This is a genomic window from Streptomyces sp. NPDC014727, from assembly GCF_043083485.1.
GTDB lineage: Bacteria > Actinomycetota > Actinomycetes > Streptomycetales > Streptomycetaceae > Streptomyces.
The window spans coordinates 430,574-455,179 of sequence record NZ_JBIBYR010000001.1 but is presented as its reverse complement, the minus strand read 5'-3'; the positions used below and the strand labels follow the sequence as shown (position 1 = coordinate 455,179).

At 71.7% G+C, this 24,606-nt stretch carries 21 protein-coding genes; 9 read left to right on the top strand and 12 right to left on the bottom strand.

The genetic code is table 11. From position 1 onward, the window contains the following. Nucleotides 1–3: 3 nt before the first annotated feature. From ACF1B9_RS02080 to rsmH, 4 genes are read right to left on the bottom strand one after another with little or no spacing between them, the layout of a single operon-like run. Nucleotides 4–1,731, bottom strand: coding sequence for a UDP-N-acetylmuramoyl-L-alanyl-D-glutamate--2,6-diaminopimelate ligase (locus ACF1B9_RS02080; RefSeq protein ID WP_391740003.1), 1,728 nt, complete (start codon nt 1,729–1,731; stop codon nt 4–6). An 18-nt stretch (nt 1,732–1,749) separates the two neighbouring features. Next, the gene (locus tag ACF1B9_RS02075; protein ID WP_391740004.1) at nt 1,750–3,732 is read right to left on the bottom strand and encodes a peptidoglycan D,D-transpeptidase FtsI family protein; all 1,983 of its coding nucleotides are present in this window, start codon (nt 3,730–3,732) and stop codon (nt 1,750–1,752) included. 4 nt (nt 3,733–3,736) lie between these two features. Next, nucleotides 3,737–4,303: a septum formation initiator family protein gene (locus ACF1B9_RS02070; protein ID WP_391740005.1), complete on the bottom strand. Its 567-nt coding sequence runs from the start codon at nt 4,301–4,303 to the stop codon at nt 3,737–3,739. A 49-nt stretch (nt 4,304–4,352) separates the two neighbouring features. Next, nucleotides 4,353–5,318 carry a 16S rRNA (cytosine(1402)-N(4))-methyltransferase RsmH gene (rsmH, locus tag ACF1B9_RS02065; RefSeq protein ID WP_351078121.1) on the bottom strand — a complete coding sequence of 322 codons (966 nt, stop codon included), beginning with the start codon at nt 5,316–5,318 and terminating at the stop codon, nt 4,353–4,355. Between the two features lie 379 nt (nt 5,319–5,697). Here rsmH and ACF1B9_RS02060 point away from each other — a divergent pair, with 379 nt between their 5' ends. From ACF1B9_RS02060 to ACF1B9_RS02045, 4 genes are all read left to right on the top strand, one after another. Further along, a complete protein-coding gene (locus ACF1B9_RS02060; protein WP_391740006.1) occupies nt 5,698–6,261 on the top strand; it encodes a beta-class carbonic anhydrase in 564 nt (187 codons plus the stop codon). A 265-nt stretch (nt 6,262–6,526) separates the two neighbouring features. After that, on the top strand, nt 6,527–7,576 hold the full coding sequence (locus ACF1B9_RS02055; RefSeq protein ID WP_391740007.1) for an AAA family ATPase: 1,050 nt from the start codon (nt 6,527–6,529) through the stop codon (nt 7,574–7,576). Further along, nucleotides 7,576–8,970 (top strand): DUF58 domain-containing protein, encoded by a 1,395-nt coding sequence (locus tag ACF1B9_RS02050; RefSeq protein WP_391740008.1) that lies wholly within the window; start codon nt 7,576–7,578, stop codon nt 8,968–8,970. Before ACF1B9_RS02055 ends, ACF1B9_RS02050 begins: the two co-directional genes overlap by 1 nt. Continuing rightward, entirely contained in the window at nt 8,967–11,390 is a 2,424-nt protein-coding gene (locus ACF1B9_RS02045; RefSeq protein ID WP_391740009.1) for a DUF3488 and DUF4129 domain-containing transglutaminase family protein, read from the top strand. Before ACF1B9_RS02050 ends, ACF1B9_RS02045 begins: the two co-directional genes overlap by 4 nt. 335 nt (nt 11,391–11,725) lie before the next feature. Here ACF1B9_RS02045 and ACF1B9_RS02040 read toward each other — a convergent pair whose 3' ends face one another. The 3 genes from ACF1B9_RS02040 to ACF1B9_RS02030 form a co-directional block, all read right to left on the bottom strand. After that, entirely contained in the window at nt 11,726–12,118 is a 393-nt protein-coding gene (locus ACF1B9_RS02040; RefSeq protein WP_351078137.1) for a DUF3040 domain-containing protein, read from the bottom strand. Between the two features lie 294 nt (nt 12,119–12,412). Further along, nucleotides 12,413–13,171: a methyltransferase gene (locus tag ACF1B9_RS02035; protein WP_351078139.1), complete on the bottom strand. Its 759-nt coding sequence runs from the start codon at nt 13,169–13,171 to the stop codon at nt 12,413–12,415. A 102-nt stretch (nt 13,172–13,273) separates the two neighbouring features. Beyond that, entirely contained in the window at nt 13,274–13,801 is a 528-nt protein-coding gene (locus ACF1B9_RS02030; protein ID WP_351078140.1) for an SAV_6107 family HEPN domain-containing protein, read from the bottom strand. Between the two features lie 167 nt (nt 13,802–13,968). Here ACF1B9_RS02030 and ACF1B9_RS02025 point away from each other — a divergent pair, with 167 nt between their 5' ends. The 5 genes from ACF1B9_RS02025 (at nt 13,969) to ACF1B9_RS02005 (ending at nt 20,062) form a co-directional block, all read left to right on the top strand. Next, on the top strand, nt 13,969–14,757 hold the full coding sequence (locus ACF1B9_RS02025) for an ATP-binding cassette domain-containing protein (protein WP_391740010.1): 789 nt from the start codon (nt 13,969–13,971) through the stop codon (nt 14,755–14,757). Then, complete coding sequence (locus ACF1B9_RS02020) at nt 14,729–16,816, top strand: YhgE/Pip family protein (RefSeq protein WP_391740011.1); 2,088 nt, start codon at nt 14,729–14,731, stop codon at nt 16,814–16,816. Before ACF1B9_RS02025 ends, ACF1B9_RS02020 begins: the two co-directional genes overlap by 29 nt. Before the next feature lie 29 nt (nt 16,817–16,845). Then, nucleotides 16,846–17,457 carry a TetR/AcrR family transcriptional regulator gene (locus tag ACF1B9_RS02015; protein WP_376280292.1) on the top strand — a complete coding sequence of 204 codons (612 nt, stop codon included), beginning with the start codon at nt 16,846–16,848 and terminating at the stop codon, nt 17,455–17,457. Nucleotides 17,458–17,859: 402 nt separating this feature from the next. Further along, nucleotides 17,860–18,477 (top strand): DUF4126 domain-containing protein, encoded by a 618-nt coding sequence (locus ACF1B9_RS02010; protein WP_351078150.1) that lies wholly within the window; start codon nt 17,860–17,862, stop codon nt 18,475–18,477. 67 nt (nt 18,478–18,544) lie between these two features. Further along, nucleotides 18,545–20,062: a phytoene desaturase family protein gene (locus ACF1B9_RS02005; RefSeq protein ID WP_391740012.1), complete on the top strand. Its 1,518-nt coding sequence runs from the start codon at nt 18,545–18,547 to the stop codon at nt 20,060–20,062. A gap of 103 nt (nt 20,063–20,165) precedes the next feature. Here the strand turns inward: ACF1B9_RS02005 and ACF1B9_RS02000 are convergent, their stop codons facing one another. The 5 genes from ACF1B9_RS02000 to ACF1B9_RS01980 all read right to left on the bottom strand — a co-directional run bounded on the left by ACF1B9_RS02000 (nt 20,166) and on the right by ACF1B9_RS01980 (nt 24,603). Beyond that, on the bottom strand, nt 20,166–21,089 hold the full coding sequence (locus ACF1B9_RS02000; RefSeq protein ID WP_391740013.1) for a hypothetical protein: 924 nt from the start codon (nt 21,087–21,089) through the stop codon (nt 20,166–20,168). Between the two features lie 50 nt (nt 21,090–21,139). Then, nucleotides 21,140–22,057 carry a methylenetetrahydrofolate reductase [NAD(P)H] gene (gene metF / locus ACF1B9_RS01995; RefSeq protein WP_376280304.1) on the bottom strand — a complete coding sequence of 306 codons (918 nt, stop codon included), beginning with the start codon at nt 22,055–22,057 and terminating at the stop codon, nt 21,140–21,142. 99 nt (nt 22,058–22,156) lie between these two features. Then, complete coding sequence (gene thiE, locus ACF1B9_RS01990; RefSeq protein WP_391740014.1) at nt 22,157–22,810, bottom strand: thiamine phosphate synthase; 654 nt, start codon at nt 22,808–22,810, stop codon at nt 22,157–22,159. Between the two features lie 103 nt (nt 22,811–22,913). Then, on the bottom strand, nt 22,914–23,279 hold the full coding sequence (locus ACF1B9_RS01985; protein WP_361442324.1) for an Rv2175c family DNA-binding protein: 366 nt from the start codon (nt 23,277–23,279) through the stop codon (nt 22,914–22,916). A gap of 70 nt (nt 23,280–23,349) precedes the next feature. Continuing rightward, the gene (locus ACF1B9_RS01980; protein ID WP_391740015.1) at nt 23,350–24,603 is read right to left on the bottom strand and encodes an NAD(P)/FAD-dependent oxidoreductase; all 1,254 of its coding nucleotides are present in this window, start codon (nt 24,601–24,603) and stop codon (nt 23,350–23,352) included. Nucleotides 24,604–24,606 lie beyond the last annotated feature (3 nt).

The following is a 24,606-nucleotide window of genomic DNA, read 5'->3' as shown; positions in this document are numbered from 1 at the left end:
TGGTCATCCCTGACTGTTGTTCTCGTGGGTGTGGGCGCGGTGGGCGGCGCTCTCGGTGCCGCCGTGCCCCAGGGAACGCTCGATGGCCGCGCGCAGGACCACGCGGTCGTCGAAGGGGCGGACCACGCCGTGGACGTCCTGGCCCTGCTCGTGGCCCTTGCCGGCGATCAGCACCGTGTCACCGGGCTCGGCACGGGCGACCACGGCGGCGATGGCGGCGGCCCGGTCGGCGTCGACCAGGACGTCGCCCCGCTCGTGCACGGGCACCTCGGCGGCGCCCGCGAGCATTGCGGCGAGGATTGCGAGGGGGTCCTCGGAACGGGGGTTGTCGGAGGTCAGTACGGCGGTGTCGGCGAGGCGGGCCGCGGCGGCGCCCATCGGGCCGCGTTTGGTGACGTCGCGGTCGCCGCCGCAGCCGAGGACGATGTGCAGCCTGCCCTCGGTGACCTTGCGCAAGGAGCGCAGGACGGACTGGACGGCGTCGGTCTTGTGCGCGTAGTCGACGACCGCGAGGTACGGCTGTCCGGCGTCGACGCGTTCCAGCCGGCCGGGGACGCCCGGCACGGCGGCGACACCGTCGGCAGCGGTCTGCGGGTCCAGGCCCGCGACGGCGAGCGTGACGATCGCGGCGAGGGTGTTGGCGACGTTGAACGGGCCGGGCAGCGGCGCCCTGGCCGCGATCCGGTCGCCCTCGGGGCCGACGACGGTGAAGGTGGAGCCCAGCGGCCCCACTTCGACGTCCTCGGCGCGCCAGTCGGCGTCCGGGTGGCCCTCGGCGGAGAAGGTGACGACCGGGACGGACGCCTCGGTGATCAGCCTGCGGCCGTACTCGTCGTCGAAGTTGACGACGCCCTGCCGGCTGCGCCGCGGGGTGAAGAGCTGCGCCTTGGCCTGGAAGTAGTCCTCCATCCCGGAGTGGAACTCCATGTGCTCCGGGCTGAGGTTGTTGAAGACCGCGACGTCGAAGACGCAGCCGTCGACCCGGCCGAGCACCAGGGCGTGGCTGGAGACCTCCATCGTCACCGAGTCGACCCCCCGTTCGCGCATGACGGCGAACAGGGCCTGCAGATCGGTGGCTTCGGGGGTGGTGCGCTCGGACTTGATGCGCTCGTCGCCGATCCGCGTCTCCACGGTGCCGATCAGACCCGTGGCACGCCCGGCGCCACGGAAGCCGCCCTCGACGAGGTACGCGGTGGTGGTCTTTCCGGAGGTTCCGGTGATGCCGATCTGGAGGAGGTCGCCGCCGGGTCGTCCGTAGATCTCGGCGGCGAGTTCGCCCATCCGGCCGCGCGGGTCCTCGGTGACCAGCACCGGCAGTCCGGTGGCGGCGGCGCGCTCGGCGCCGGCCGGGTCGGTGAGGACCGCCGCCGCTCCGAGGCCGGCCGCCTGGGCGGCGAAGTCGGCGCCGTGGAACCGGGCGCCCGGCAGGGCCGCGTACACATCACCTGGGCGGACCGCCCGCGAGTCGTGGGTGATGCCGGTGACCTCGCCGGTTCCCGGCGGTTCGACTCCCAGCCGGGCCGCCAGCTCGCCGAGGGGTGTCGGCCTGAGCCGATCCGGGCGGGGCGCTCCCGGGTAGGTCACAGGGGCGTCCTTCTGGGTGGTTTGGAACTGATCAGCGTGGGGCACGGCGGTGAGCGTACCGGGCGCACCCGGCCTCTCGCGAAGTGAGGGGGCGAGGTTCCGGTGGTTCCCGTTCCGGTTCCCGGGATCTGGGGTGATGGTTGTCACTGGTCGGTTTCCCCGTGTTCACTCGCCGGGCTTGAAGGACACCGGCAGTCGTGCTGACTCGCTGCCGGACGGTGGGGTCTGGAGGGTCTTCAGAGCGAACTCCATGACCTGTTTGTAGATCGGTCCACAGATCTGACCGCCGAAGTAGCTTCCCTTGGTCGGGTTCTGGATCGCGCAGTAGACCGTGATCTGGGGGTTGTCCGCGGGTGCGAAGCCCGCGAAGGACGCGGTGTACCCGTGGTAGCCGCCGCGGACCGGGTCGACCCGGTTGGCCGTACCGGTCTTGCCCGCCACGCGGTAGCCGGGGATCTTGGCCTTCGTTCCGGTGCCCTCCTCGTCACCGACCACCGATTCCAGCATGGCGGCGAGCGACTTGGCGGTCTTCTCACTGACCACCCGGGTTTTTTCGGGAGCCGGGGCGGCCTTGAAGTGGCCGTCGGGGCCCTTGGTGCCGCGTACCAGCGTGGGCGCGATACGGACCCCGCCGTTGGCGATCGTCGAATAGATGGAGGCCGCCTGCATGGCGTTGAGGGAGAGTCCCTGGCCGAACGGGATCGTGTACTGCTGCGAGGTCGACCAGTCCTCGGGCTTGGCGAGGATGCCGGGGGTCTCGCCCGGGTAGTCGAGGCCGGTCGGCGAGCCGATGCCGAATTTGCGCAGGTAGGAGTAGAGGACCCGGTTGGCCTCGGCCTGGCTCCTGCCGAGTTCTCCGGTGGCCAGGATGGTGCCGATGTTGCTGGACTTGGCGAGCACGCCGTTGAGCGTCAGGTACCAGACGGGGTGGTCGATGTCGTCCTTGAAGAGGCGGTCACCGCGGTGCAGCCGGTTGGGGACGGTGACATGGGTGCCGGGGGTCGCGGCCCCCTCCTCCAGCACGGCGGCCATGGACATGACCTTGCTGGTGGAGCCGGGCTCGTACACGTCCTGGAGCGCCGCGTTGCCCAGCGAGGCCGCGTCGGCCTGTGAGAGGTCGTTGGGGTCGAAGCCCGGCGCGTTGGCCATGGCGAGGACCTCGCCGGTCCTGGTGTTCTGCACGACCACGTAGCCGCGGTCCGCCTTGGACTTCTTCACCTGGTCGGTGATGGCCTGCTGGGCGGCCCACTGGATGTCGCGGTCGATGGTCAGCTCGATGTCGGACCCGGCGACGGCCGGGACCTCCTGGGTACCCGCGGTGGGCACCCGCCGACCGCCGGACTGGGCGTACTTGATCTTGCCGTCCTCGCCCGCGAGCTCCTTGTCCAGCTGCGATTCGAGGCCACCCGCACCCTTGCCGTCCGCGTTGACGTAACCCAGTATCCCGGCGGCGAGCCCGCCGTTGGGGTAGACCCGCTTGGTGGTCGCCTCCTGGAAGATCCCGGCCAGCACATTGGCTCCGGGGCCGCCGGCCGCCTTGTCCTTCGCAGCCTTCTCGGCGAAGACGGACTTGAGGTCCTTGATCTGATTCCAGACCTGCGGGGTCCGGCGGCGGGCCAGCACGGTGTAGCGGCCCTTCTTGGACAGCTTGGCGGTCAGTTCCGCGGCATCGGCGCCGAGAATCGGGGCGAGGAGGGCCGCCGCCTGCTGGGGTGCGTCGGGGGCCTTGCTGAACTCGGGCGTGAACATCGACGGGTCGGCGGTGATGTCGTACGCGTCGACGCTGGTGGCCAGCGCGATACCGCTGCGGTCGGTGATCTGACCGCGCTCGGCGGAGATCGTGTAGCTGAGGTAGCGGTTCACCTTGGCCTTGGCCGCGTACGCGTTGGCGTCGACGGCCTGGACCTGGAGGAGCCGGACGACGAACGTCAGCATGACGAGCGTCAGGGCGAGGCTGACCAGACGGAGCCGGGGGCGCGGGCTGCCGAGACGGAGCGGGGACGCGGGGCGGTTGCGGGACGTCCGGGCGCGGGGGGCCGGGGACGACGGGCGGCGGCCGGCCTGCCGGGGGCGTCCCTGGCCGCCGGCGGCGCCGCGGGGACGCGCGGGACCGGGGACCCGGCGGCGCGGTGGTTCCTTGGGAGGCACTGCGTCACCTGCCTGGGCTCGTCGAGGGCTGGTCTGCCGGGGTGCGCGACCCGGCGGGCGGGGCCGCGGAGGGGCCGGGCGTCACGGCAGTACCGGAAGGGGTGGCCGATGCCGAGGGGGAGGGCGAGCCGGGGGACTGCGTGGCCGCGGGGGGCGCCTGGGGCGTACGGGACCCCCGCGGCGGTGCCGCGGGGGTCGGCTCGGCACTGGTCTCGGCGGGTACGCCTCGGACCTTGCCGTCCGGGTCGAGGAAGGCGGGGCTGCCGCCGGGCACCATGCCCAGTCGGCGGGCGCGGCGCTCCAGGGCGTCCGGCTCGGAGTAGTTGTCGACGTCGTTCTGGAGGGCCTGCTGCTCGTCGGTGAGCTGAGTGGTCTTCCTCTTCAGCTCACTCAGCCTGAACGATCCTTCGTTGAGGGCCGAGTTGAGCACCAGGAGCGTGATGAGCCCGCCGCCGAGAAGCAGGACGACCAGCAGGACGAAGGGGGTACGGGCCGCGGTACTGGGCCCGGACGGCATCAGCCGGGCGAGCCGCGCCGCCCGCCCTCTCAACTGCCCGGCCGGTTTGCTCACCGCGCCGCCCCGGGCGTCACCGGTGTCCGGGTCCCCGGTCGCCGGGCACTCATCGTTCCTCCTCGCGGATCCGCTGGGCGCCTCGCAGCCGGGCGGGGGCGGCACGCCGGTTCTCGGCGACCTCCTCCTCCGTGGGCAGCTCCGCGCCACGGGTCAGCAGCTTCAGCCGGGGCTGGTAGCGCTCGGGCACGACCGGCAGTCCGGGCGGCGCCGTGGTGGCGGCACCCGCCGCGAAGACCTGCTTGACCAGCCGGTCCTCCAGCGAGTGGTAGGAGAGAACGGCGATGCGCCCGCCGACCGCGAGACTCTGCACGGCGGCCGGAATGGCCCGCTCCAGCACGGTGAGCTCGCCGTTGACCTCGATGCGCAGCGCCTGGAAGGTGCGCTTGGCGGGGTTGCCTCCCGTGCGCTTGGCTGCCTGGGGCAACGCGTCACGGATCAGCTCGACGAGCCGGGCGCTGTTGCTGAACGGCTCCTTCTCGCGCTCGCGCACGATCGCGGAGACGATCCGCTTGGCCTGCTTCTCCTCGCCGTACGCCCGCAGGATCCGTACCAGTTCACCGGCCGGATAGGTGTTGAGCACCTCGGCGGCGCCGATGCCCGTCGTCTGGTCCATGCGCATGTCCAGCGGGGCGTCCTGGGCGTACGCGAATCCGCGGTCGGCCTCGTCCAGCTGCATGGAGGAGACGCCGAGGTCGAACAGGACGCCCTGGACCTTCGGGATGCCGAGCCTGGCGAGCACCTCCGGCAGCTCGTCGTAGACCGCATGCACCAGGGTGGCCCGGTCACCGTACGGGGCGAGCCGCTCGCCGGAGAGCCGCAGCGCCTCCTTGTCCCGGTCCAGCGCGATCAGCCGCGCGGAGGGGAAGGCCGAGAGCAGTGCCTCGCTGTGTCCGCCGAGCCCGAGGGTGCAGTCGACGACCACGGGCTGCTGCGGGCCCGGCACCTCCAGAGCAGGGGCCAACAGGTCCAGGCACCGCTGGAGCATCACCGGGACGTGTCGGGTCTGGCTCATGTGCCCTCTCAGGCTCAGGTCCCGTGTGGCTCCACGTACGGCCTGGTCCCCGCCCGCTCAGAAGGGGAGGTCGGCCGGCGCCGGGGAAGGGGCGTCGGTCGACCGGCGAGCGGGAGAGGGCCGGACCGTACGTACGCCGCGCACACGGGGGAAATCTTCGGAATGTGCAGGGTGTCGGTAACTTCCCGTCACTTTAGTCCACCCTGCCATTCGATCGATTCCCGATCAATCAGCCCGGCAGCGCGTCGCCCCGGCCCCCGTTCACCCGGTCGAACCACGACGGCGAGACTTGTGGGTTACCTCACAACAAGCTGCGTTGACGTTCTTTGTCCCTTCCCACAGCACGACGGGGCCACTGGTGAGGGCTAACGTCATAGCCATGCCGACTTCCGCACAGTCCCCCGCCGAGCCTTCCGCACCCGCTGCCGACCGGGCCCGTTCCGGAGTAACGGTCACCGACCGCCTCGTCGAGGCGAACACCCGGTACGCCGCCGCGTTCGAGGACCCGGGCATGGACGCCAAGCCGGTGCTGCGCGTCGCCGTGGTCGCCTGCATGGACGCCCGGCTCGACCTGCACGGCGCCCTCGGTCTGTCGCTCGGCGACTGCCACACCATCCGCAACGCGGGCGGCGTGGTCACCGATGACGTCATCCGTTCGCTGACCATCAGCCAGCGGGCCCTGGGCACCCGCAGCGTCATACTGATCCACCACACGAACTGCGGCCTGGAATCGATCACCGAGGAATTCCGCCAGGATCTGGAGAAGGAGGTCGGCCAGCGTCCGGTCTGGGCGGTCGAGGCGTACAAGGACGCCGACCAGGACGTACGGCAGTCGATGCAGCGCGTGCGCACCTCGCCGTTCCTGCTGCACACCGACGACGTCCGCGGCTTCGTCTTCGATGTGACCAGCGGCCTGCTGCGCGAGATCCTTCCCACCCCCTGACCGCCCGGACGGTGCTCGTCCGATCTCCCGGGACGGCACCGCCGGAACCGATAACCCCACCGAACCCGACATACCGCCCCCACTTGTCCACAGGCGAGTGACACGAAGCGGTAACGGCAACAAGAATGCGCATGTGACATCTCGCCGGACGTTTCCGGAGGGGTGTCCGTGTTTCGGGGTGGGCCGGGTCGCCGCACGCGCGCCGGTCCGTGAATGGGGTATCCCCTGCTCCTGGTGAGCGTGGGGCAGGGCCGAGGAGGGCCGGGTGACGACCTATGACGATCGAGCGAGCCTCACAGATCTGACCACGACCGCGGAGCGGGTGCGCAGGTCGATGGAGAGTGTGATCGAGGGCAAGCCCGAGGTCGTACGGCTTTCGCTGACCGTGCTGCTGGCGGAGGGACATCTCCTCATCGAGGACGTCCCCGGCGTCGGCAAGACGATGCTGGCCAAGGCGCTGGCGCGGTCCATCGACTGCTCGGTGCGACGCATTCAGTTCACGCCGGACCTGCTGCCCTCGGACATCACCGGTGTGTCCATCTTCGACCAGCAGAGGCGCGACTTCGAGTTCAAGCCGGGCGCGATCTTCGCCCAGATCGTGATCGGCGACGAGATCAACCGGGCCTCGCCGAAGACCCAGTCGGCGCTGCTGGAGTCGATGGAGGAGCGCCAGGTCACCATCGACGGGCACACGTACGAGCTGCCCGATCCGTTCATGGTGGTCGCCACCCAGAACCCGGTCGAGATGGAGGGCACGTATCCGCTGCCCGAGGCCCAGCGCGACCGGTTCATGGCACGGGTGTCGATCGGCTATCCGAGTGCGGAGGCCGAGCTGCAGATGCTCGATGTGCACGGCGGGCTCTCGCCGCTCGACGATCTGCAGCCGGTGGCCCACGCCCATGACGTGGTGAAGCTGATCGACGCGGTGCGGACGGTCCATGTGGCCGACGCCGTGCGGCGGTACGCGGTGGAGCTCGTCGGGGCCACCCGCGGCCATCCCGACCTCAGGCTCGGTGCCTCGCCGCGAGCCACCCTGCATCTGCTGCGCGCGGCGAAGGCCTCCGCGGCGCTGAGCGGCCGGGACTACTGCCTGCCGGACGATGTGCAGGCCCTTGCGGTCGCGGTGCTCGCGCACCGGCTGCTGCCGACGGCGCAGGCCCAGCTGAACCGCCGCACCGCCGAGCAGGTCGTGCTGGAGATCCTCCAGCAGACACCGGTACCGACCGCCAGTGGCGGCGTCGCGCAGGTCCGGCCGCAGCACCGGCCGGACCGTCCGGCCTACGGCCGGCAGCAGCCCGGCGCACGGCGGGCGTGATGACGGCCGGGGGGCCGGCCGCCATGGACGACGGCGATGACAGGGGCGGTCTGCGGGCCGCGCTGAGCGGGCTGACCACGCGTGGGCGGTCCTTCCTCGCGGCCGGTGTCGCCGCGGCGGTGTGCGCCTATGTACTGGGCCAGGCGGATCTGCTGCGGGTCGGGCTGCTGCTCGCCGCGCTGCCGCTGGTCTGTGTGGTGGTGCTCGTCCGCACTCGCTACCGGGTGGCGGGCACCCGGCGGCTCTCGCCGTCGCGGGTGCCCGCGGGCACCGAGGCTCGGGTCCATCTGCGGATGGAGAACGTGTCGCGGCTGCCGACCGGGCTGCTGATGCTGCAGGACCGGGTGCCCTATGTGCTCGGGCCGCGTCCCCGGTTCGTGCTGGACCGGGTCGAGGCGGGCGGCCGTCGCGAGGTGTCCTACCGGGTGCGGTCGGATCTGCGCGGGCGCTACCCGCTGGGCCCGTTGCAGCTGCGGCTGAGCGATCCGTTCGGGATGTGCGAGCTGACCCGCTCGTTCAGTGCGTACGACACCCTCGTCGTCATTCCGCGGACCGAGCCGCTGCCGCCGGTACGGCTGGCGGGCGAGGCCGCGGGATATGGCGAGGGACGGCAGCGTTCGCTGGCGCTGGCCGGTGACGACGACGTGATTCCGCGCGGCTACCGGCACGGCGACGATCTGCGCCGGGTCCACTGGCGCTCCACCGCGCGCTACGGCGAGCTGATGGTGCGCCGCGAGGAGCAGCCGCAGCGGGCCAGGTGCACGGTGCTGCTGGACACCCGGCGGATCGCCTACCGGGGAACGGGGCCCGACTCCGCCTTCGAGTGGGCGGTCTCCGGGGCGGCGTCCGCGCTGGTGCACATGCTGGAGCGCGGCTTCGCGGTCCGGCTGCTGACCGACGACGGGAACGCGGTTCCGGGCGAGGGCATGGAGGGCTTCGCCGGATCGACGCAGGAATCCGGCGACTCCGCGGGGCTGATGATGGACACCCTGGCGGTGGTCGATCATTCCGACGGGGGCGGTCTGTCGCGCGCGTACGACGTGCTGCGCGGCGGCAACGAAGGGCTACTGATCGCTTTCTTCGGTGATCTGGACGAGGAGCAGGCGGCCGTGGCGGCCCGGATGCGGCAGCGCAGTGGTGGCGCCGTCGCGTTCGTACTGGACAGCGCGGCCTGGACACAGGGCGCCGCCCCGGCCACGGAGTTCGACACGGAGTTCGAGCGGCGGCTGCGGCTGCTGCGCGAATCCGGCTGGACAGCGGTGGCGGTGGCGCCCGGGACCGGTCTCGCCCGGTACTGGCAGCAGGCAGCGGGGCAGCCGGGCGTGACCGCGCAGTCAACCGCCGTCGGCGGCGGCACAGGTGGCACGACAGGTTTCTCCGGGGGACGGTCATGAGCGGTCGTGGTCGGCTGACGCTGTGCGCCTTCGCGGCGACGCTGATGACGGCGGGTTCGATGCTGCCGCTGGTCGAGCCTGCCGGGTGGATTCTTCAGGCCGCGCTCCTGCTGGCGGTCCAGAGCGGGGCGGGGGTGCTCGCCCGCCGGGTGCCCATGCCCCGGATGCTGATCGTCGCGGCGCAGACACTGATCACCCTGGTTCTGCTGACGGTGGTGTTCGCCAGGGGGCAGGCGCTCGTCGGTGTCCTGCCGGGTCCGGAGGCCGTCCAGCGGCTCGCGGACCTGCTGACGTCGGGCGCCGAGGACGTCGGACGGTACGCCGCTCCGGCGCCCGTGACGGACGGCATCCGACTGATACTGATCGGCGGTGTGCTGCTGGTCGGCCTGGTCGTGGACGCCCTCGCGGTGACGTTCCGCAGCGCCGCCCCGGCGGGTCTGCCGCTCCTCGCGCTGTACTCGGTCGCGGCGGGACTGTCCGAGGGAGGAGCGGACTGGCTCTGGTTCCTGCTCGCGGCCGGTGGCTATCTGCTGCTTCTGCTGGCCGAGGGCCGGGACCGGCTCTCCCAGTGGGGACGGGTCTTCAGCGGCGCGTCCGGATCCCCGCGAGGTTCGGCGGTCCGTGCGGCGATCTCGGACGGCCGCCCGACGGCCCCGGTCCGCACCGGCCGCCGCATCGGTGCGTTGGCGCTGGGGGTCTCGCTGGTCGTGCCGGCGGCGCTGCCCGCGCTGGACGGCGGGCTGCTGACCGGTACGGGGGGCGGGAACGGCAAGGGCGGAGGCGGCGGCACCATCTCCGCGGTGAACCCGTTGGTCTCGCTGCAGAACAATCTGAACCAGCCGGAGAACCGGCAGGTGATGTCCTACCGCACCGACTCCGGTGACCCGCAGGGCTTCTATCTGCGGATCCTGGCCCTGGACCAGTTCAACGGGAACGAGTGGCGGCCCTCCACGCGCCGTCTGGAGGACGTGCCCAAGCGGCTGCCGACCCCGGAGGGCCTGGGCCCGGACGTCCTGGTCACGGAGATCAACTCGACCATCTCCGCGTCCCGCTCCTACCAGCAGACCTATCTGCCGCTCCCCTACCCCGCGTCCGAGGTCCGAGTCGGCGGACGCTGGCGGTACGAGCCGAGGGGGCGGACGCTTGTCGGTGACGGCGGGGAGACGACCCGCGGCGCGCAGTACCGGGTCTCCAGTCTGGTGGTCCGGCCGACCGCCGATCAGCTCGCCGCGGCGGACGCCCCGCCGGTCGCTCTGCGACGCGACTACACCCGTGTTCCCGACACCCTGCCGAAGGTGGTCAGGGAAACCGCGGACAAGGTGACGAAGGGTGCCGCCAACGACTACGAGCGGGCGGTGAAGCTGCAGGACTACTTCGCTTCGGAGGGCGGTTTCAGCTACGACACCTCGGTGACCTCGGGCACCGGGAGCGCGGCGATAGGACGGTTCCTGAAGGAGAAGCGGGGCTTTTGCGTCCATTTCTCGTTCACGATGGCCGCGATGGCGCGGACGCTGGGCATTCCGGCCCGGGTCGCGGTGGGCTTCACTCCCGGCACCGCGCAGCCGGACGGCTCGGTCTCGGTCGGACTGCGCGATGCGCATGCCTGGCCGGAGCTGTATTTCGAGGGCGTCGGGTGGACCCGTTTCGAGCCGACCCCGACGCGGGGCACCGTCCCGGCCTACACCCAGGCGGATGCCCCGGCCGGTGGCGCCGCGGACCCGGTTCGGCCCGAGAGGGGCGCCTCGGCCGCTCCGACGGCCGCCCCGTCCGTCTCGGACAGCTGCCCGGCCCAGCTGCGCAAGCAGGGCGAGTGCGGCGGCCCGGCGGCGCCGGGGGTGGTGACGCCGGCTGATTCCGGAACGCCCCTGGGCACCGTTCTCGGTCTGTCCCTGGTCGCCCTGGTGATCGTGGTGCTGCCGTTGCTGCCGCTGCTCTGGCGGCTTCGGGTGCGCAGGCGTCGGCTGGGCTTCTCTGCCGGGCGTACGCGGGCGGATGCGACGGCCAAAACGCTGGCGGCCTGGCGGGAGATCATCGACACGGCGTGGGACCACGGCATCGAGCCGGACGACTCCCGGACGCCCCGTAGAACGGCGGCCCGGGTGGTGCGCCTGGGCCGGCTCGAACCGGATGAGGCCGCCGCGGTGCACCGGGTGGCGGGGGCGGTGGAGCAGGTGCTCTACGCCCGGGAGCCCCGGTCGGGCACGGGGCTCGCCGCGGATGTGGAGGCGGTACGGGCCGGTCTGCGTACGTCGGCCGGCCGGCTCGCCCGAATCCGCGCCGTCGCGGCACCGCGCTCGGCCATTCGAGTGATCTGGGCGGCGTCGGAACGCTGGGCGGCGTTCACCGGCAAGGGGGCGGCGCGGTTGCGCCGTGGCCCGTGGACGGACCGGCTGCGGCGACCGTCCCGCCAACAGGGATGACGGGGGGCGTGGACTGCGGTCCGCGCCCCCCGGCCTCGGTCGGCGTACGGCCGGGTGAGCAGGTGTCCCCGGGCTCGTCCGGTTCCTTTCGTCACGTTCCTCTCGTCGCCCCGCTCGGTGATCCGGGCCGGTCCCGACGAGAGGCCCGGTCCCGTGTCCCTGAGCGGTCGGCCGGCTCGAAGCCTTCTCGGCCCGGTCCGGACGAGGGCGCGCCGACGATCGCCGGGCCGGGCCGGCTCCGGCAGGGGCCGAAGACTGGCCGGAGGCTGCGGTCGACACATGTGAGGGGCGGCCGCGCAGACGCGGCCGCCCCTCATCCAAGAGTGTCCGAGGCTCTACTGCCCCTGTTCGTCACGGCGACGCTGCCACCGCTGCTCGATCCGATTCATGACGGTCCGGCGTTGCCTGGGCTGGCGGCGTCCGCCGCTGCCTCCGGCTGCCTGCTGCTCGCCCGGCTTCGGGGCTTTGCGCCAACCGGTGACCGCAAGGACCGCACAGCCGAGCATGACGAGGAACCCCACCACGCTGATCCAGATCTGCTGGGCGACCATTCCGGCCATGAGGAGCGCGATACCCACCAGAAAGCCTGCGACCGCCTGGTAGACCCGTCGCCGGGTGTACGTACGCAGCCCGCTTCCCTCGAGCGCTGTCGCGAACTTGGGATCTTCGGCGTACAGCGCTCGCTCCATTTGCTCGAGCATTCGCTGCTCGTGCTCCGAGAGCGGCACGGAGTCCTCCTCGTCGTCGGCCGCGGGGGGCGGCCGGTATGCGGCCCTTCCAGGATAGGCAGGGATTCGCCCCCGTGAAACCCGCCCTCTTTGCCAATCAGCCAGTCCGGGCCGCCACGACGGCTCAGCTGCTGAGGCGTTGATTCCCCAACCTCCGATCCGTCATGCCGGATGGTGTTCCCCGATCATACGTGGCGAAGCCCCCGATCGGGGGCCCCGAGACGTACTCCATCTGCGGTTGCGTCCCTGATCAGCCACGCTGAGGTGAGCCACCACCGGTCGGCGGGCTCGCGCTCAGGCGCGCTTCGTGCCCAGAACGTGCAGCTGCGTCGCGACCGAGTGGAAGGCGGGCAGTTCGGCGGCGGCCGCCTCCAGCTTGAGCAGGGCCTCCATGGCACCGGGCTCGGTGTCCACCAGGACGCCCGGGACGAGGTCGGCGAAGACCCGTACGCCGTGGACCGCGCCGACCTCGACATCCGCGGCGGAGACCAGCTCGGTCAGCTGCTCCGCGGTGTAGCGCCGGGGCACCGGGTCCCCGTCGCCCCAGCGGCCCGCCGGGTCGCTGAGCGCACGCCTGGCCTCGGTGAAGTGCCCCGCGAGCGCCCGTGCCAGGACGGCGCCGCCGAGCCCGGCGGCGAGCAGGCTGAGCGCACCGGACGGACGGAGCGCCTCGACGGCGTTGCGTACGCCCTCGGCGGGGTCGTCCACGTACTCCAGGACTCCGTGGCACAGCACCGCGTCGTAGCCACCGCGCTCCACCACGTCGAACAGGCCGTGGATGTCGCCCTGGACACCGCGGACCCGGTCGGCGACCCCGGCCTCGGCGGCGCGGCGCTCCAGGGCGAAGAGCGCGTTGGGGCTGGGGTCGACGACGGTGACCCGGTGGCCGAGACGAGCGACCGGCACCGCGAAGTTGCCGGTGCCGCCGCCGGTGTCCAGAACATCCAGGGCGTCCCTGCCGGTCGCCTTGACCTGGTGGTCGAGGGCGTCCTTCAGGACCTCCCAGACCACGGCGGTACGGAGGGAGGCGCGGGGGCGCAGCTGGTCCGACACGGCAGATGACTCCTCGGCACGGTGCCGCCGCTGACGGCGGAGCGTGAACAGTGCAGGTGGTACAGGTACTGTCCACCCTATTGCCTCGCACCGCCGTCACCGTCATCGCGCGTCGGGCCGCTCCTTCCGGGCCTGCGGGAGCACCGGCTGAAGGACCAGCAACCGCTCGACCAGGCGCAGGAACATCGCCACGTCCCGCAGCAGGTCGTCGGCGTCCCGCCGACTGGCCGCGCCCGGTATCCCGGCTTCCGCTCGGGCCCTGCGGCGGGCCCCGGAGGCGAACAGTGCGCTCCATTCGGTCAGTTCCGGGGCTATTTCCGGGAGGACTTCCCAGGCGCTGCGGATCCGCTCCCGGCGCCGCCGGGAGGTTTCGGGACGGCCCCGCGCGGCGAGCACGGCCGCGGCGATGCGCAGCGCGGCGAGGTGGGCGGTGGCATACCGCTCGTTCGGCACATCGAGAACGGCGGCCTCGTCGAGACCGGTGCGGGCCTGGGCGAGCAGATCGAGGGCGGCCGGCGGCGCCGCGGTGCGGCGCGGAACGGGATGGACGTCGTGTGCCGGACCGGTCAGTGAGGGGGCAGGGCCGGCCGCGCGGCGCCGGGGTGCCGCTGCTGCGGAGGAATGGGCCATGACGAAACCTCCTGTCTCGTGTAACGGCTTCGTGGCCGTATGTATCCATCGTGAGGGGCACCACTGACAATCGACCTCGACCGACCCCTGACCTGCCCTTTTGCTTCGACAGCGAGTTCGGGCTATCTTTTTGTACTGACCGGTCAGTGCAAAACGAGGGGGAGTCTGTGGACAGCCCGCACGGGGCAGCCGTCACCGCAGAGGATTTCGGGCTCAAGGGGCCGCGCGGCTGGGCCTTCCGGGGCGTGGACATCGAGGCCGGCCCCGGCTCACTGGTGGCGATCGAAGGCCCGTCCGGCTCCGGCCGCACCTGCCTGCTGCTCGCTCTCACCGGCCGGATGCGCCCCACCGAGGGCCACGCGGAGATCGGCGGGCTGCGCCTGCCCCGCAACATGGCGGCCGTACGCCGTCTCGGCGCGCTGGGCCAGGTGCCCGGGGTCAACGAGCTCGACCCGGCCTTCACCGTCGCCGAGCACCTGCGCGAGCGGGCCCTGCTGCAACACCGCTTCGACGGTTCGCTGCGCGCTCTGCTGCGCCCGCGCGCCGAGCGCGTCGCCGCCGCGCGGGGACGGATCGACGCGGCCCTGGCCGCTGCCGGACTCGACACCGCCACCCTGCCCAAGGCCGAACGGACCTCCGTCCGGGATCTGGAACGGCTGGAGGCACTGCGGTTGTCCATCGCCCTCGCACTGATCGGCGGACCCAGGCTGGTCGCGGTCGACGACACCGACCTCAAGCTGTCCGACGCCGAACGCGCGGAGGCCTGGGAGCTGTTGCGGTCCATCGCCGACAGCGGGACCACCGTGCTCGCGGTGTGCAGCCAGGCGCCCGAGGGCGCCGTCACCGTACGTACCGACACCACGGCCGCACCGGCGGACACCCAGGACGCCCCGGCCGAGGACACCACGACCGAGAAGGGACCGGCCGATGCGTTCGCCGAGACTGGCCGCGCTTGAGCTGAAGCGTTTCGGCAGGGGGAAGCTGCCGGTCGCCGCGCTGATCGCGCTCCTGCTGCTGCCGCTGCTCTACGGCGCCCTGTACCTGTGCTCCTTCTGGGACCCGTACGGCCGCCTCGACAGGATCCCGGTCGCGCTGGTCAACAACGACAAGGGCGTCACCACGGACGGGAAGCACGTCGCGGCCGGCGACGAGATCACCGGAAAGCTCCTCGATTCCAAGACCTTCGAGTGGCACGAGGTGAGTTCCGCCGAGGCGCACAAGGGCGTCGAGAACGGCACGTACTACCTCTCGCTCACCATGCCGTCGGACTTCAGCAAGCGGATCGCGTCGAGTTCGGGCGACTCCCCCGAGACCGGCGCACTCCAGGTGCGGACCAACGACGCCAACAACTACATCGTCGGGCAGATCTCCCGGTCGGTGTTCTCCGAGGTGCGCACCGCCGCTTCGACCAACGCCTCGCGCGGCTTCCTCGACCGGATCTTCATCAACTTCTCCGACCTCCACGACGCGACGGCGAAGGCCGCCAAGGGGGCCGAGGACCTCAAGGGCGGTATCGGCAAGGCGAAGAAGGGCTCGGAAGATCTCGCCGACGGGCTGAAGAACGCCAAGGACGGCAGCAGCAACCTGGCCGGTGGCATCGTCAGGCTGAACAAGGGCGCGGGCGACCTGGAGACCGGCTCCCGGCAGGTCGCCGACGGCACCCAGCTGCTGGCCGACAAGGTCAACGGGGTGGCGGGCGACGTACGCCCGTTCCTGAAGGACAACGGCAAGTCGATCGGCGACACCGCCCGGCTGGTCGCCGATTCCGCGCAGACCGTCCGGGACAACCTCGACGTGCTGGTGGAGGCGGCACCCACCGCGGCCACCACCGCCCGCACGGCCTCCGACGACCTGGCCGAGGTCTACCGCACCAGTTGCACGGAACAGTCGCCCGCCGACCCCACCGTCTGCCCGCCGCTGAAGCGCGCGAAGGCCGCGGCGGCCGATGTGTCGAAGGTCGCCGACGACGTGAACGCGCTGGTCACCAACCAGAACGGTGATCTGAAGAAGCTGCGCACCCAGCTGGCCACGCTGCAGCAGCAGGCCGGCGGCCTGGCCAAGGCGGCGCCGCATCTCGACAAGGACCTGAAGTCCGCCGTGGAGAAGGTCAACGCGCTCAACACCGGCGCCCACAAGGTCGCCAAGGGGGCGAACGAACTGCACACCGGTCTGGCCACGGCCAGGACAGGCTCCGCCGACCTGGACACCGGCGTGAGCAACCTCAAGAAGGGTGCGAACGACCTGGACAGCGGGCTGATCCGGCTCGGCGACGGTTCGACCAGCCTCGCCCAGGGGCTCAACGACGGCGTCGGCAAGATCCCCGACTACGACAAGAAGGACCGCGACGCGCGTACCGAAGTCATGGCCGACCCGGTGCAGCTGGCCTCCAAGTCGCTGCACGCGGCGCCCAACTACGGCACGGGCTTCGCCCCCTACTTCATTCCGCTCTCCCTCTGGGTCGGCGCGATGGTGGCGTACATGCTCATCCAGCCGCTCAACCGGCGGGCACTGGCCGCCGGGGCCTCCGCCTGGCGGATCGCCTTCGCGGGCTGGCTGCCGGTGGCCGCGCTCGGTCTGCTCCAGGTGGCCGCTCTGATGTCCGTGCTGCACTGGGGACTCGGGCTGCAGATGACCAGGGCCGCCGGGACGATCGGCTTCCTGGCACTGGTCACCTGCTGCTTCGCCGCGATCGTGCAGTGGCTCAACGCCCGCTTCGGGGCCGCGGGACGCATCCTCGTGCTCGCGGTACTGATGCTCCAGCTGACCTCGGCCGGGGGTACGTATCCCGTCCAGACCAGCCCCGGATTCTTCAACGCGATCCACCCCTATCTGCCGATGAGTTACATCGTCGACGGGCTGCGGCGGCTGATCACGGGCGGCGGTCTCGGACCGGTCTGGCAGGGCTGTGCGGTGCTGCTGGCCTTCACGGCGGGGGCGCTGGCCCTCACCGCGCTCTCCGCGCGCCGCAAGCAGGTGTGGACCCTGGACCGGCTTCACCCGGAGCTGAGCCTGTGAGCGCGCCCGGACCTGTGAGAATCGGGGGTATGGAAAGCAGTAGCACCACACGCCGTCAGGCCACCCGGCAGAGGCTCTACGAGGCGGCCGTCACGCTCATCGCCGAAAAGGGCTTCTCGGCGACCACGGTGGACGAGATCGCCGAGCGCGCCGGGGTCGCCAAGGGCACGGTCTACTACAACTTCAAGAGCAAGACCGAGCTCTTCGAGGAGCTGCTGCGCCATGGCGTCGGGCTGCTCACGGCATCGCTGCGCTCCGCGGCCGAGGGGACCGGGGCGCGCGGCGGCACCCGGGTCGAGGCCCTGGACGCGATGATCAGGGCCGGTCTGGCCTTCATCGACCGCTATCCGTCCTTCACCCAGCTCTACGTCGCGGAGCTGTGGCGCACCAACCGGGCCTGGCAGTCGACCCTCCTGGTGGTGCGTCAGGAGGCCGTCGCCGTGGTCGAGGGGGTGCTGCGCGAAGGCGTGGACAACGGTGAGCTCAGCGAGGAGATCGACATTCCGCTGACGGCCGCGGCCCTGGTCGGGATGGTGCTCGTGGCGGCCCTGGACTGGCAGGCGTTCCAGCCGGAGCGGTCGATCGACGATGTGCACTCGGCGCTGTCGCTGCTGCTGCACGGGAGGGTCAGCGGGCGCTGACCCACGGTGTGGGGCCGCCCGGCCCCCCACCCCGGCCGTCCCCGCGGCGATCTGGCGCACCGATGCACGAAGGCGCCGGCCCGGCGAGGCTCGATCCCCCCGAGCCTGCGCCGGACCGGCGCCTTCCGTGCCGTCGGAGAACCTTCCCCCGTGACCCCCGTTCTCCCCCGTGGTCCCCGGGCCCTCCGTCATGCTCCCCCGTTCCGGAGGGGGTACCGCGCCCGTTCCGCCGCCCCGTGCCGGCGGTGCCGGGCCGTGCCCTCTCCGTGTGCTCCACTCTCCCGTCAACGCAGGTCGGAGCCCATCCGCGTACCTACTCATCTCACCGCCTAGGTACGGATACTCAGGGCTGCGCGCCGAACCCCATCCCCGCCCGCGCGCCTTCTGGTTACGATCGCCCCCGTGTCCGTACTCCCCCTGGTGTTCACAAGCGGCTGGGCGAGCGGGATCAACGCCTATGCGGTGGTCCTGCTGCTCGGTGTCTTCGGCGCGACCGGCCTCTCCGACGAGGTGCCCGCGTCGCTGCAGCGCACCGATGTCCTCGTGGTGGCCGCTGTCCTCTTCCTCTGCGAGGTGGTGGCGGACAAGATCCCGTACGTGGACTCGGTCTGGGACTCGGTGCACACCGTTGTCAGGCCGGTCGCCGGTGCCGTCGTGGCTGCCCTGCTGGCCGGGGAGAGCGGTTCGCTGCCGGAGCTCGCGGCTGGTGCCATCGGCGGTTCCACCGCGCTGATGAGTCATCTGGTGAAGGCGGGCACCAGGATGGCGGTCAACAGCTCTCCCGAGCCGTTCAGCAACATCGCGGTGAGCACGGCCGAGGACCTGGGCGTCGCGGGGATCGTCACCTTCGCGATATTCCATCCGCTGGTGGCCGCCGTCATCGCCGGGACGCTGCTGCTGCTCGGCATCGTGACACTGCTCTTCCTGGCCTCCCGGATCCGCCGGTTCCTGCGCCGCAGGAGCCGGCGCCGCGAGGAGAAACGCCTGGCCGGGGCGGGTTCGCACTGGCCGCTGGAGTAACGACCTGATCCACTCCCTGTCGTGCACCAGGTCGTCAGTGTCACAGGCGGCCGTTAAGGTCACTGACATGGCACGTATTGCGGTGATCGGCGCCGGGATGGGCGCAATGGCGGCGGCGGCCCGGCTCGCCGTGGCAGGCCACCGGGTGACGGTGTACGAGCGGTCGGAGACCTTCGGCGGCTCCGTCGGCCGGTATGCCCATGAGGGCTTCGCCTTCGACACCGGCCCCATGCTGCTGCATCTGCCCGCGGTCTACCGCGACTTGTTCGTGAAGACGGGCAAGGAGCCGCTGGAGCGGTGCGTCGGCATGACCCAGGTCGATCCGGCGAGCCGTCACGTCTTCGCGGACGGCACGGCGGTGTCCCTGCCGAATGCCTCACGGGCCGGAGTGGTCGCCGCCCTGGACGCCGCGCTCGGGAGCGGTGCGGGCACGGCCTGGGGCGAGTTCCTCGACCGGGCGCGGGATGCCTGGGACCGGTCGAGGCGCCCGCTGCTCGAAGAGCCGTTGCGCGCCGACTGGCAGGTGCTCGGACGTGATCCCTATCCGGCGCTCCGGCAGCGCAGGCTGCTGCGTCCGGCCCGGCAGGCGGACACGATGACGGAGATCGGGGCGTGGGAGCTCCCGGACCCCCGGCTCGCGGCCCTCCTCGACGGATACGCCCTGTCGTACGGGCTGGACCCGCTGCGCGCACCGGCGGCGGCCGCCCTGCTGCCGTACATGGAGGAGACCTTCGGCAGTTGGTACGTATCCGGCGGGATCCGGGCCCTGGCACAGGCGGTGTACGAGCGGTGTCTGGCCCGGAAGGTGGAGTTCGTCTTCGGCGGCGAGGTGGCCCGGGTCGTCGAGAAGGACGGCCGGGCGGCGGGTGTCGAGCTGGCGGACGGGACGGTCGCCGAGGCCGCCCATGTGGTGCTGGGGGCCCGCCCGCATCCGGGGCTGGTGCCCGGTCAGGAGCCGTGGCAGGACGGCGACGTGACGGTGCAGCCGCGGCCGGGCCAGGGGGTACTGCCGGGCCGGTTCCTGGTCCTGCTGTCGCTGCGTGGCGCCCGGCCCGCGGATGCCGTGCACCGGACGCTGGTGCACCCGGCCGACGGCGGGGCGGAGCGCGAGGCGGTGTTCGGCGGCAGGCTCGCCGGCCGTCCCACGGTGACGGTGCTGCGCCCCGACGACCCGACGACCCGCCCCGACGACGCGCACGAGGCGGTGACACTGATGGCGACGGTCGCTCCGCACGGGGCGGTGGACTGGACGGACGCGGCATTGCGCGAGCGGTGTGCCGACGCGCTGATCGAGGCGGCCGGCGCGGTCGTGCCCGGCATACGGGAGCGGCTGCTCCACGCCGAGGTACGGACCCCGGCGGAGACCGCGGCCGAGACCGGTGCCGAGGGCGGTTCGGTGCCCGCGCCCGCGCTGGCGGGGGCGGAGGGCGCGTATCTGCATCCAGGTAATCGCACCCGACTGCCCGGGCTCTACGCCGCGGGCGGCTGGTCGCATCCGGGCGGCGGGCTCGCCCACGCCGGGATGTCGGGGGCGCTGGTCGCCGGGCTGATCGTGGAGGGGGACGGCTTCCGGGGCTCCCAGTGAGGCAGAAAGACCCTGCCCTCGGCGCTCCGGGGGTTCGGGGTGTCTCCGGGCGCTGTCCCGCCCCCGGTCTCCCCCGCAGCCCCTGGCCGGGCCGTCGTCAGTGTCAGTAGCGGTACTGCTGTTCGTCGTAGCCGTTGCCGTTGGCGTAGCCGTTGGGGTACGGGGCGGGCTGCTGCGCGGGCGCGGCCGGGTACTGCTCGCCCTCGCGCTGCTGCGGCACCCAGACACCGCCGGGCGGGGTCTCGGTGGAGTAGTCCTGGGCGTACGGGTCGGCGGCATGCTGCTGCTGGGCCCCGTAGCCGTCGAAGCCATTGCCGTGGCTGTCGTACGAGACGTACTGCGTGGAGCCGCCGGTGGTGCCGGTCCCGATGTACGGATCGGAATACGCCGCGTACTGCTGCCGGTCGGTGCCGTAGTCGTACTGGCCGGCCAGGGAGTCCTGCCCGCCGAAGGAATCGTGACCGGCGTGCGGGTCCTGGCCGTGCGCCGCGTACGTGGAGTGGTCGGCGTAGGGCTCATAGGCGGCGTACTGGGGCTGCTGCTCGGGCTGCGGACCCGGGGGCGACTGCTGCGACTGCCGGTGATCGCCGTAGACGCCGTACTGCCCGGTGTCGTCCGGCAGCGGTTCCGGCTCGTAGACCGCGGCCGCCGGTGCCGTGGCATCCGCCCCGGGGACCTGACCGTCGTACTCCATCTCCAGGTCCGACACCTCAAGGGTGGGCTCGCGGCGCGCCCGCTCGCCGCCACCCCGGCGGCGGCGGCTCGCGCCGGGGCTGCCCCCTATCGCCCAGCCGGTGGAGAAGCCCCGCCGGAAGGACAACGTGACGTACGTCTGGCCGGTCGCGAACGCGATCGTGCCGACGGCGATGACGAACACGGACGGCATCAGCACGCCGACGACGACACAGGCGAAGCCCGCGAAGGCGAGCAGACGCCAGCGCAGACGCGCCTTGTACTGCAGGAGCACCTCGCCGAGCAGCCACAGCGCGACTATTCCGAACGCGATGTAGAGGACCGTCCAGCCCATGCCCGCCCCCTCCTACGGCCACCGCCCCGGGTCGTGGCGGGTACGGCCGGTCACGACTGCTTGTGCAGTCCGAGATTCTCGTAGATTTCGAGCGTCGCCGTCGAGTTGTTGAGCGTGATGAAGTGCAGTCCGGGCACACCCTCGGAGCGCAGCCTCGCGCAGAACCGCGTTGCGAAGTCGATACCAATGGAGCGTACAGCGGCGGGATCGTCCTTGGCGGCGAGGATGCGTTCTTTCAGAGAGGAAGGGAAAGACGCGTTGCTGAGCTGCGCGAACCGGTCCAGTTGTTTGACGCTGGTCAGCGGCATGACCTCGGGGATGATCGGAGTTTCGCAACCCGCCGCGACCACGCGGTCACGCATCCGCAAATAGTCCTCCGGATTGAAGAACATCTGAGTGATGGCATAGTCGGCACCGGCGCGGCACTTGTCCACGAAATGCCGGATGTCGGTGTCCCAGTCGGTCGAGCGGGGATGCATCTCGGGAAATGCCGCGACGCCCACACAGAAATCGCCGGATTCCTTGATGAGCCGGACGAGATCGGCCGCGTACCGCACACCCTGCGGGTGCTCGACCCACTCACCCATCGGGTCGCCCGGCGGGTCCCCGCGCACGGCGAGGATGTTCCGGATTCCGGCATCGGCGTACTGCCCGATCATGTTGCGCAGCTCGGCGACGGAGTGGTTGACCGCAGTGAGGTGCGCGACCGGGGTGAGGGTGGAGTCGGCGGCGATCTGCTGGGTGGCCTTGACCGTTCCGGCCCGGGTGGAGCCGCCGGCGCCGTAGGTCACGGAGACGAAGCTCGGCCCCACCGCCTCCACACGGCGGAGCGCGTTCCAGAGATTCCGCTCGCCCTTCTCGGTCTTCGGCGCCCAGAACTCGAACGAATACGAGGTCTTGCCGGTCGCAAGGAGCTCACGCACCGTACGCGCGTGATCCGTCCTGGTGGAAGATGTGCCAAGGGCCATACGGGCAGGTTAACCAGAGTGCGACGACCACAGGACCAGACCAGCGTTAATTGTCCGAATTGACTGGTTGTTTGTCCACTCCTCGGACATCTGGCCGGATCAGTCCCCAGCGCGTGCCCGGATTCGCCCGGCGAGCTCCGCGGTGGCGGCGGTGGGGTCGGCGGCCTCGGTGATCGCCCGCACGACGACCACCCGGCGGGCTCCGGCGTTCAGCACCTCGTCGAGATTTCCCGCGTCGATCCCGCCGATGGCGAACCACGGGCGCCGCGTGCCGAGCGAGGCGGCGTAGCGCACCAGGTCCAGACCGGGGGCGGGCCGGCCGGGCTTGGTCGGCGTGGGCCAGCAGGGGCCGGTGCAGAAGTAGTCCACACCGGGCTCGGCGACGGCCGCGTCGACCTCGGACTCCGCGTGGGTGGAGCGGCCGATGACCACCTCCTCGCCGATGACGGCGCGGGCGGCGGGCACCGGCAGGTCGCCCTGGCCGAGATGCAGCACGTCGGAGCCGATGGCGTGGGCGACATCGGCCCGGTCGTTCACCGCGAGGAGCTTGTCGTGGCGTCGGCAGGCCTCGGCGAGGACGGCCAGGTGTTCGAGCTCCTCGGCCGCTTCCATGCCCTTGTCGCGCAGCTGGACGATGTCCACCCCACTGGAGAGGACGGCGTCCAGGAAGGCGGGGAGGTCGCCCTGCCGCTTGCGGGCGTCCGTGCACAGATACAGCCGGGCGTCGGACAGCAGCGCGCGAGGCGTGGACATGGTGCGGTTCCCCCTGGAGAGCGTCGTGGAGCGGTTGATCGGAACGGTGCGGGGTGCGGGCCGCGCCATACCACGGGGCCCGCACCTCACCTACGGCCGGCGGTCAGACGGCGAGCGCCTGGGCGCGACGCTTCACCTCCGTGCCGCGATTCTCGCTCAGCGCCTGGGCGGGGGTGCCGGGCAGGGTCGGGTCGGGGGTGAAGAGCCACTCCAGCATCTCTTCGTCGGTGAAGCCGTCGTCCCGCAGCAGCGTCAGGGTGCCGGAGAGGCCCTTGACGACCTTGTCGCCCGCGATGAAGGCGGCAGGCACCTGCAGCGCCCGGTTCTCACCACGTCGTACGGCGATGAGCTGGCCCTCCTTGACCAGCTGCCGCACGCGCGTCACCTCGACATCGAGCATTTCCGCGATGTCGGGGAGGTGGAGCCAGGCAGGGACGAGAGCATCGATCTTTGCGTCAATCTCGGTCACGGGGACAAGCGTGCCATCCCGGACCGACAGTCGGTAGCCGGGCCGACCGTACGGGGGTGCGGGTACGCCGTCAGAGGGTCGCCGACTTCAGCGGTACGGAGGGGTCCGCGACCCGTGCCGGATCGAGCCGCGCCCCCGCCTCGATGAGCCTGCGCCCCTGCGCCAGATCACGGGGGCGCCCGACGGCGAGGACCGCGACCAGGATGCCGTCGCGCAGCCAGCACACCGACCAGGAGGGCTCCGCCGGATCGCCGCGCCACAGCAGGGTGTCGGCCGCCCCGCAGTGGCCCGCGTACTGCACGAACCGGCCGAACTGCTCGGACCAGAAGTACGGCACGGGGTCGTAGGTCTGCGGCGCCGGACCGTCCTCGGCCCCTGCCGCGATGATGTTGGCGGCGGCGGTGCGGGGGCCCTGGAGGGCGTTGTCCCAGTGGTGGACGAGAAGGCGTTCGCCGTATCGGGCGGAGGGGAACGAGGCGCAGTCGCCCACCGCGTACACATCGGGCAGCGAGGTGCGCAGCGCATCGTCGGCGGTCACCGATCCGTCGGGGCCGAGGGCGATGCCGGAACCGGCCAGCCAGGCGGTGGAGGGCCGTGCGCCGATGCCGACGACGACCGCTCCGGCCGGGATCGCGCGGCCGTCCGCGAGGATCACGCGGCCGGGTTCGATGCGCTCGACCCGGGCCCCGGTGAGGAGTTCGGCGCCGCTCTCGGCGTACCAGGCGGCCATCGGGGCAGCCACCTCGGCGGGCATCGCGCCGGCGAGCGGCCGGTCGGCGGCCTCGACGACGGTGACCTCGCAGCCCGCGGCGCGGGCCGCGGTGGCGAACTCCGCGCCGATCCAGCCCGCTCCGACGACCACGACGCCGTGCCGCTCGTCGAGGACGGGCCGCAGTCGTGCCGCGTCGTCGAGGGTACGCAGCAGATGGACACCGGGAACGCCTTCGGTACCGGGCAGGATGATCGGTTCGGCGCCGGTCGCGACCACCAGGACGTCGTAAGGAACAGGCCCTGACGGAGTGTCGAGCTCGTGCGCCCCGGGCCGCACACCGGTGACTTCGCGCCCCAGCCGCAGATCGATGTCCAATGCCTCGAAGTCGACATCGAACGCGGAGCCCTCGGCCTCGCCCAGCAGTACCGCCTTGGACAGCGGGGGCCGGTCGTAGGGCTGGTGCGGTTCGGCACCGATCAGGGTGACGGGGCCGGTGAAGCCCTGCTCCCGCAGGGCCACCGCCGTCTGTACTCCGGCCATGCCGGCGCCGACGATGACGACACGTCGCCCCGCCCGCCGGTCCGGCCGCTCCGACTGCTGCTGCTCGCTCACCCG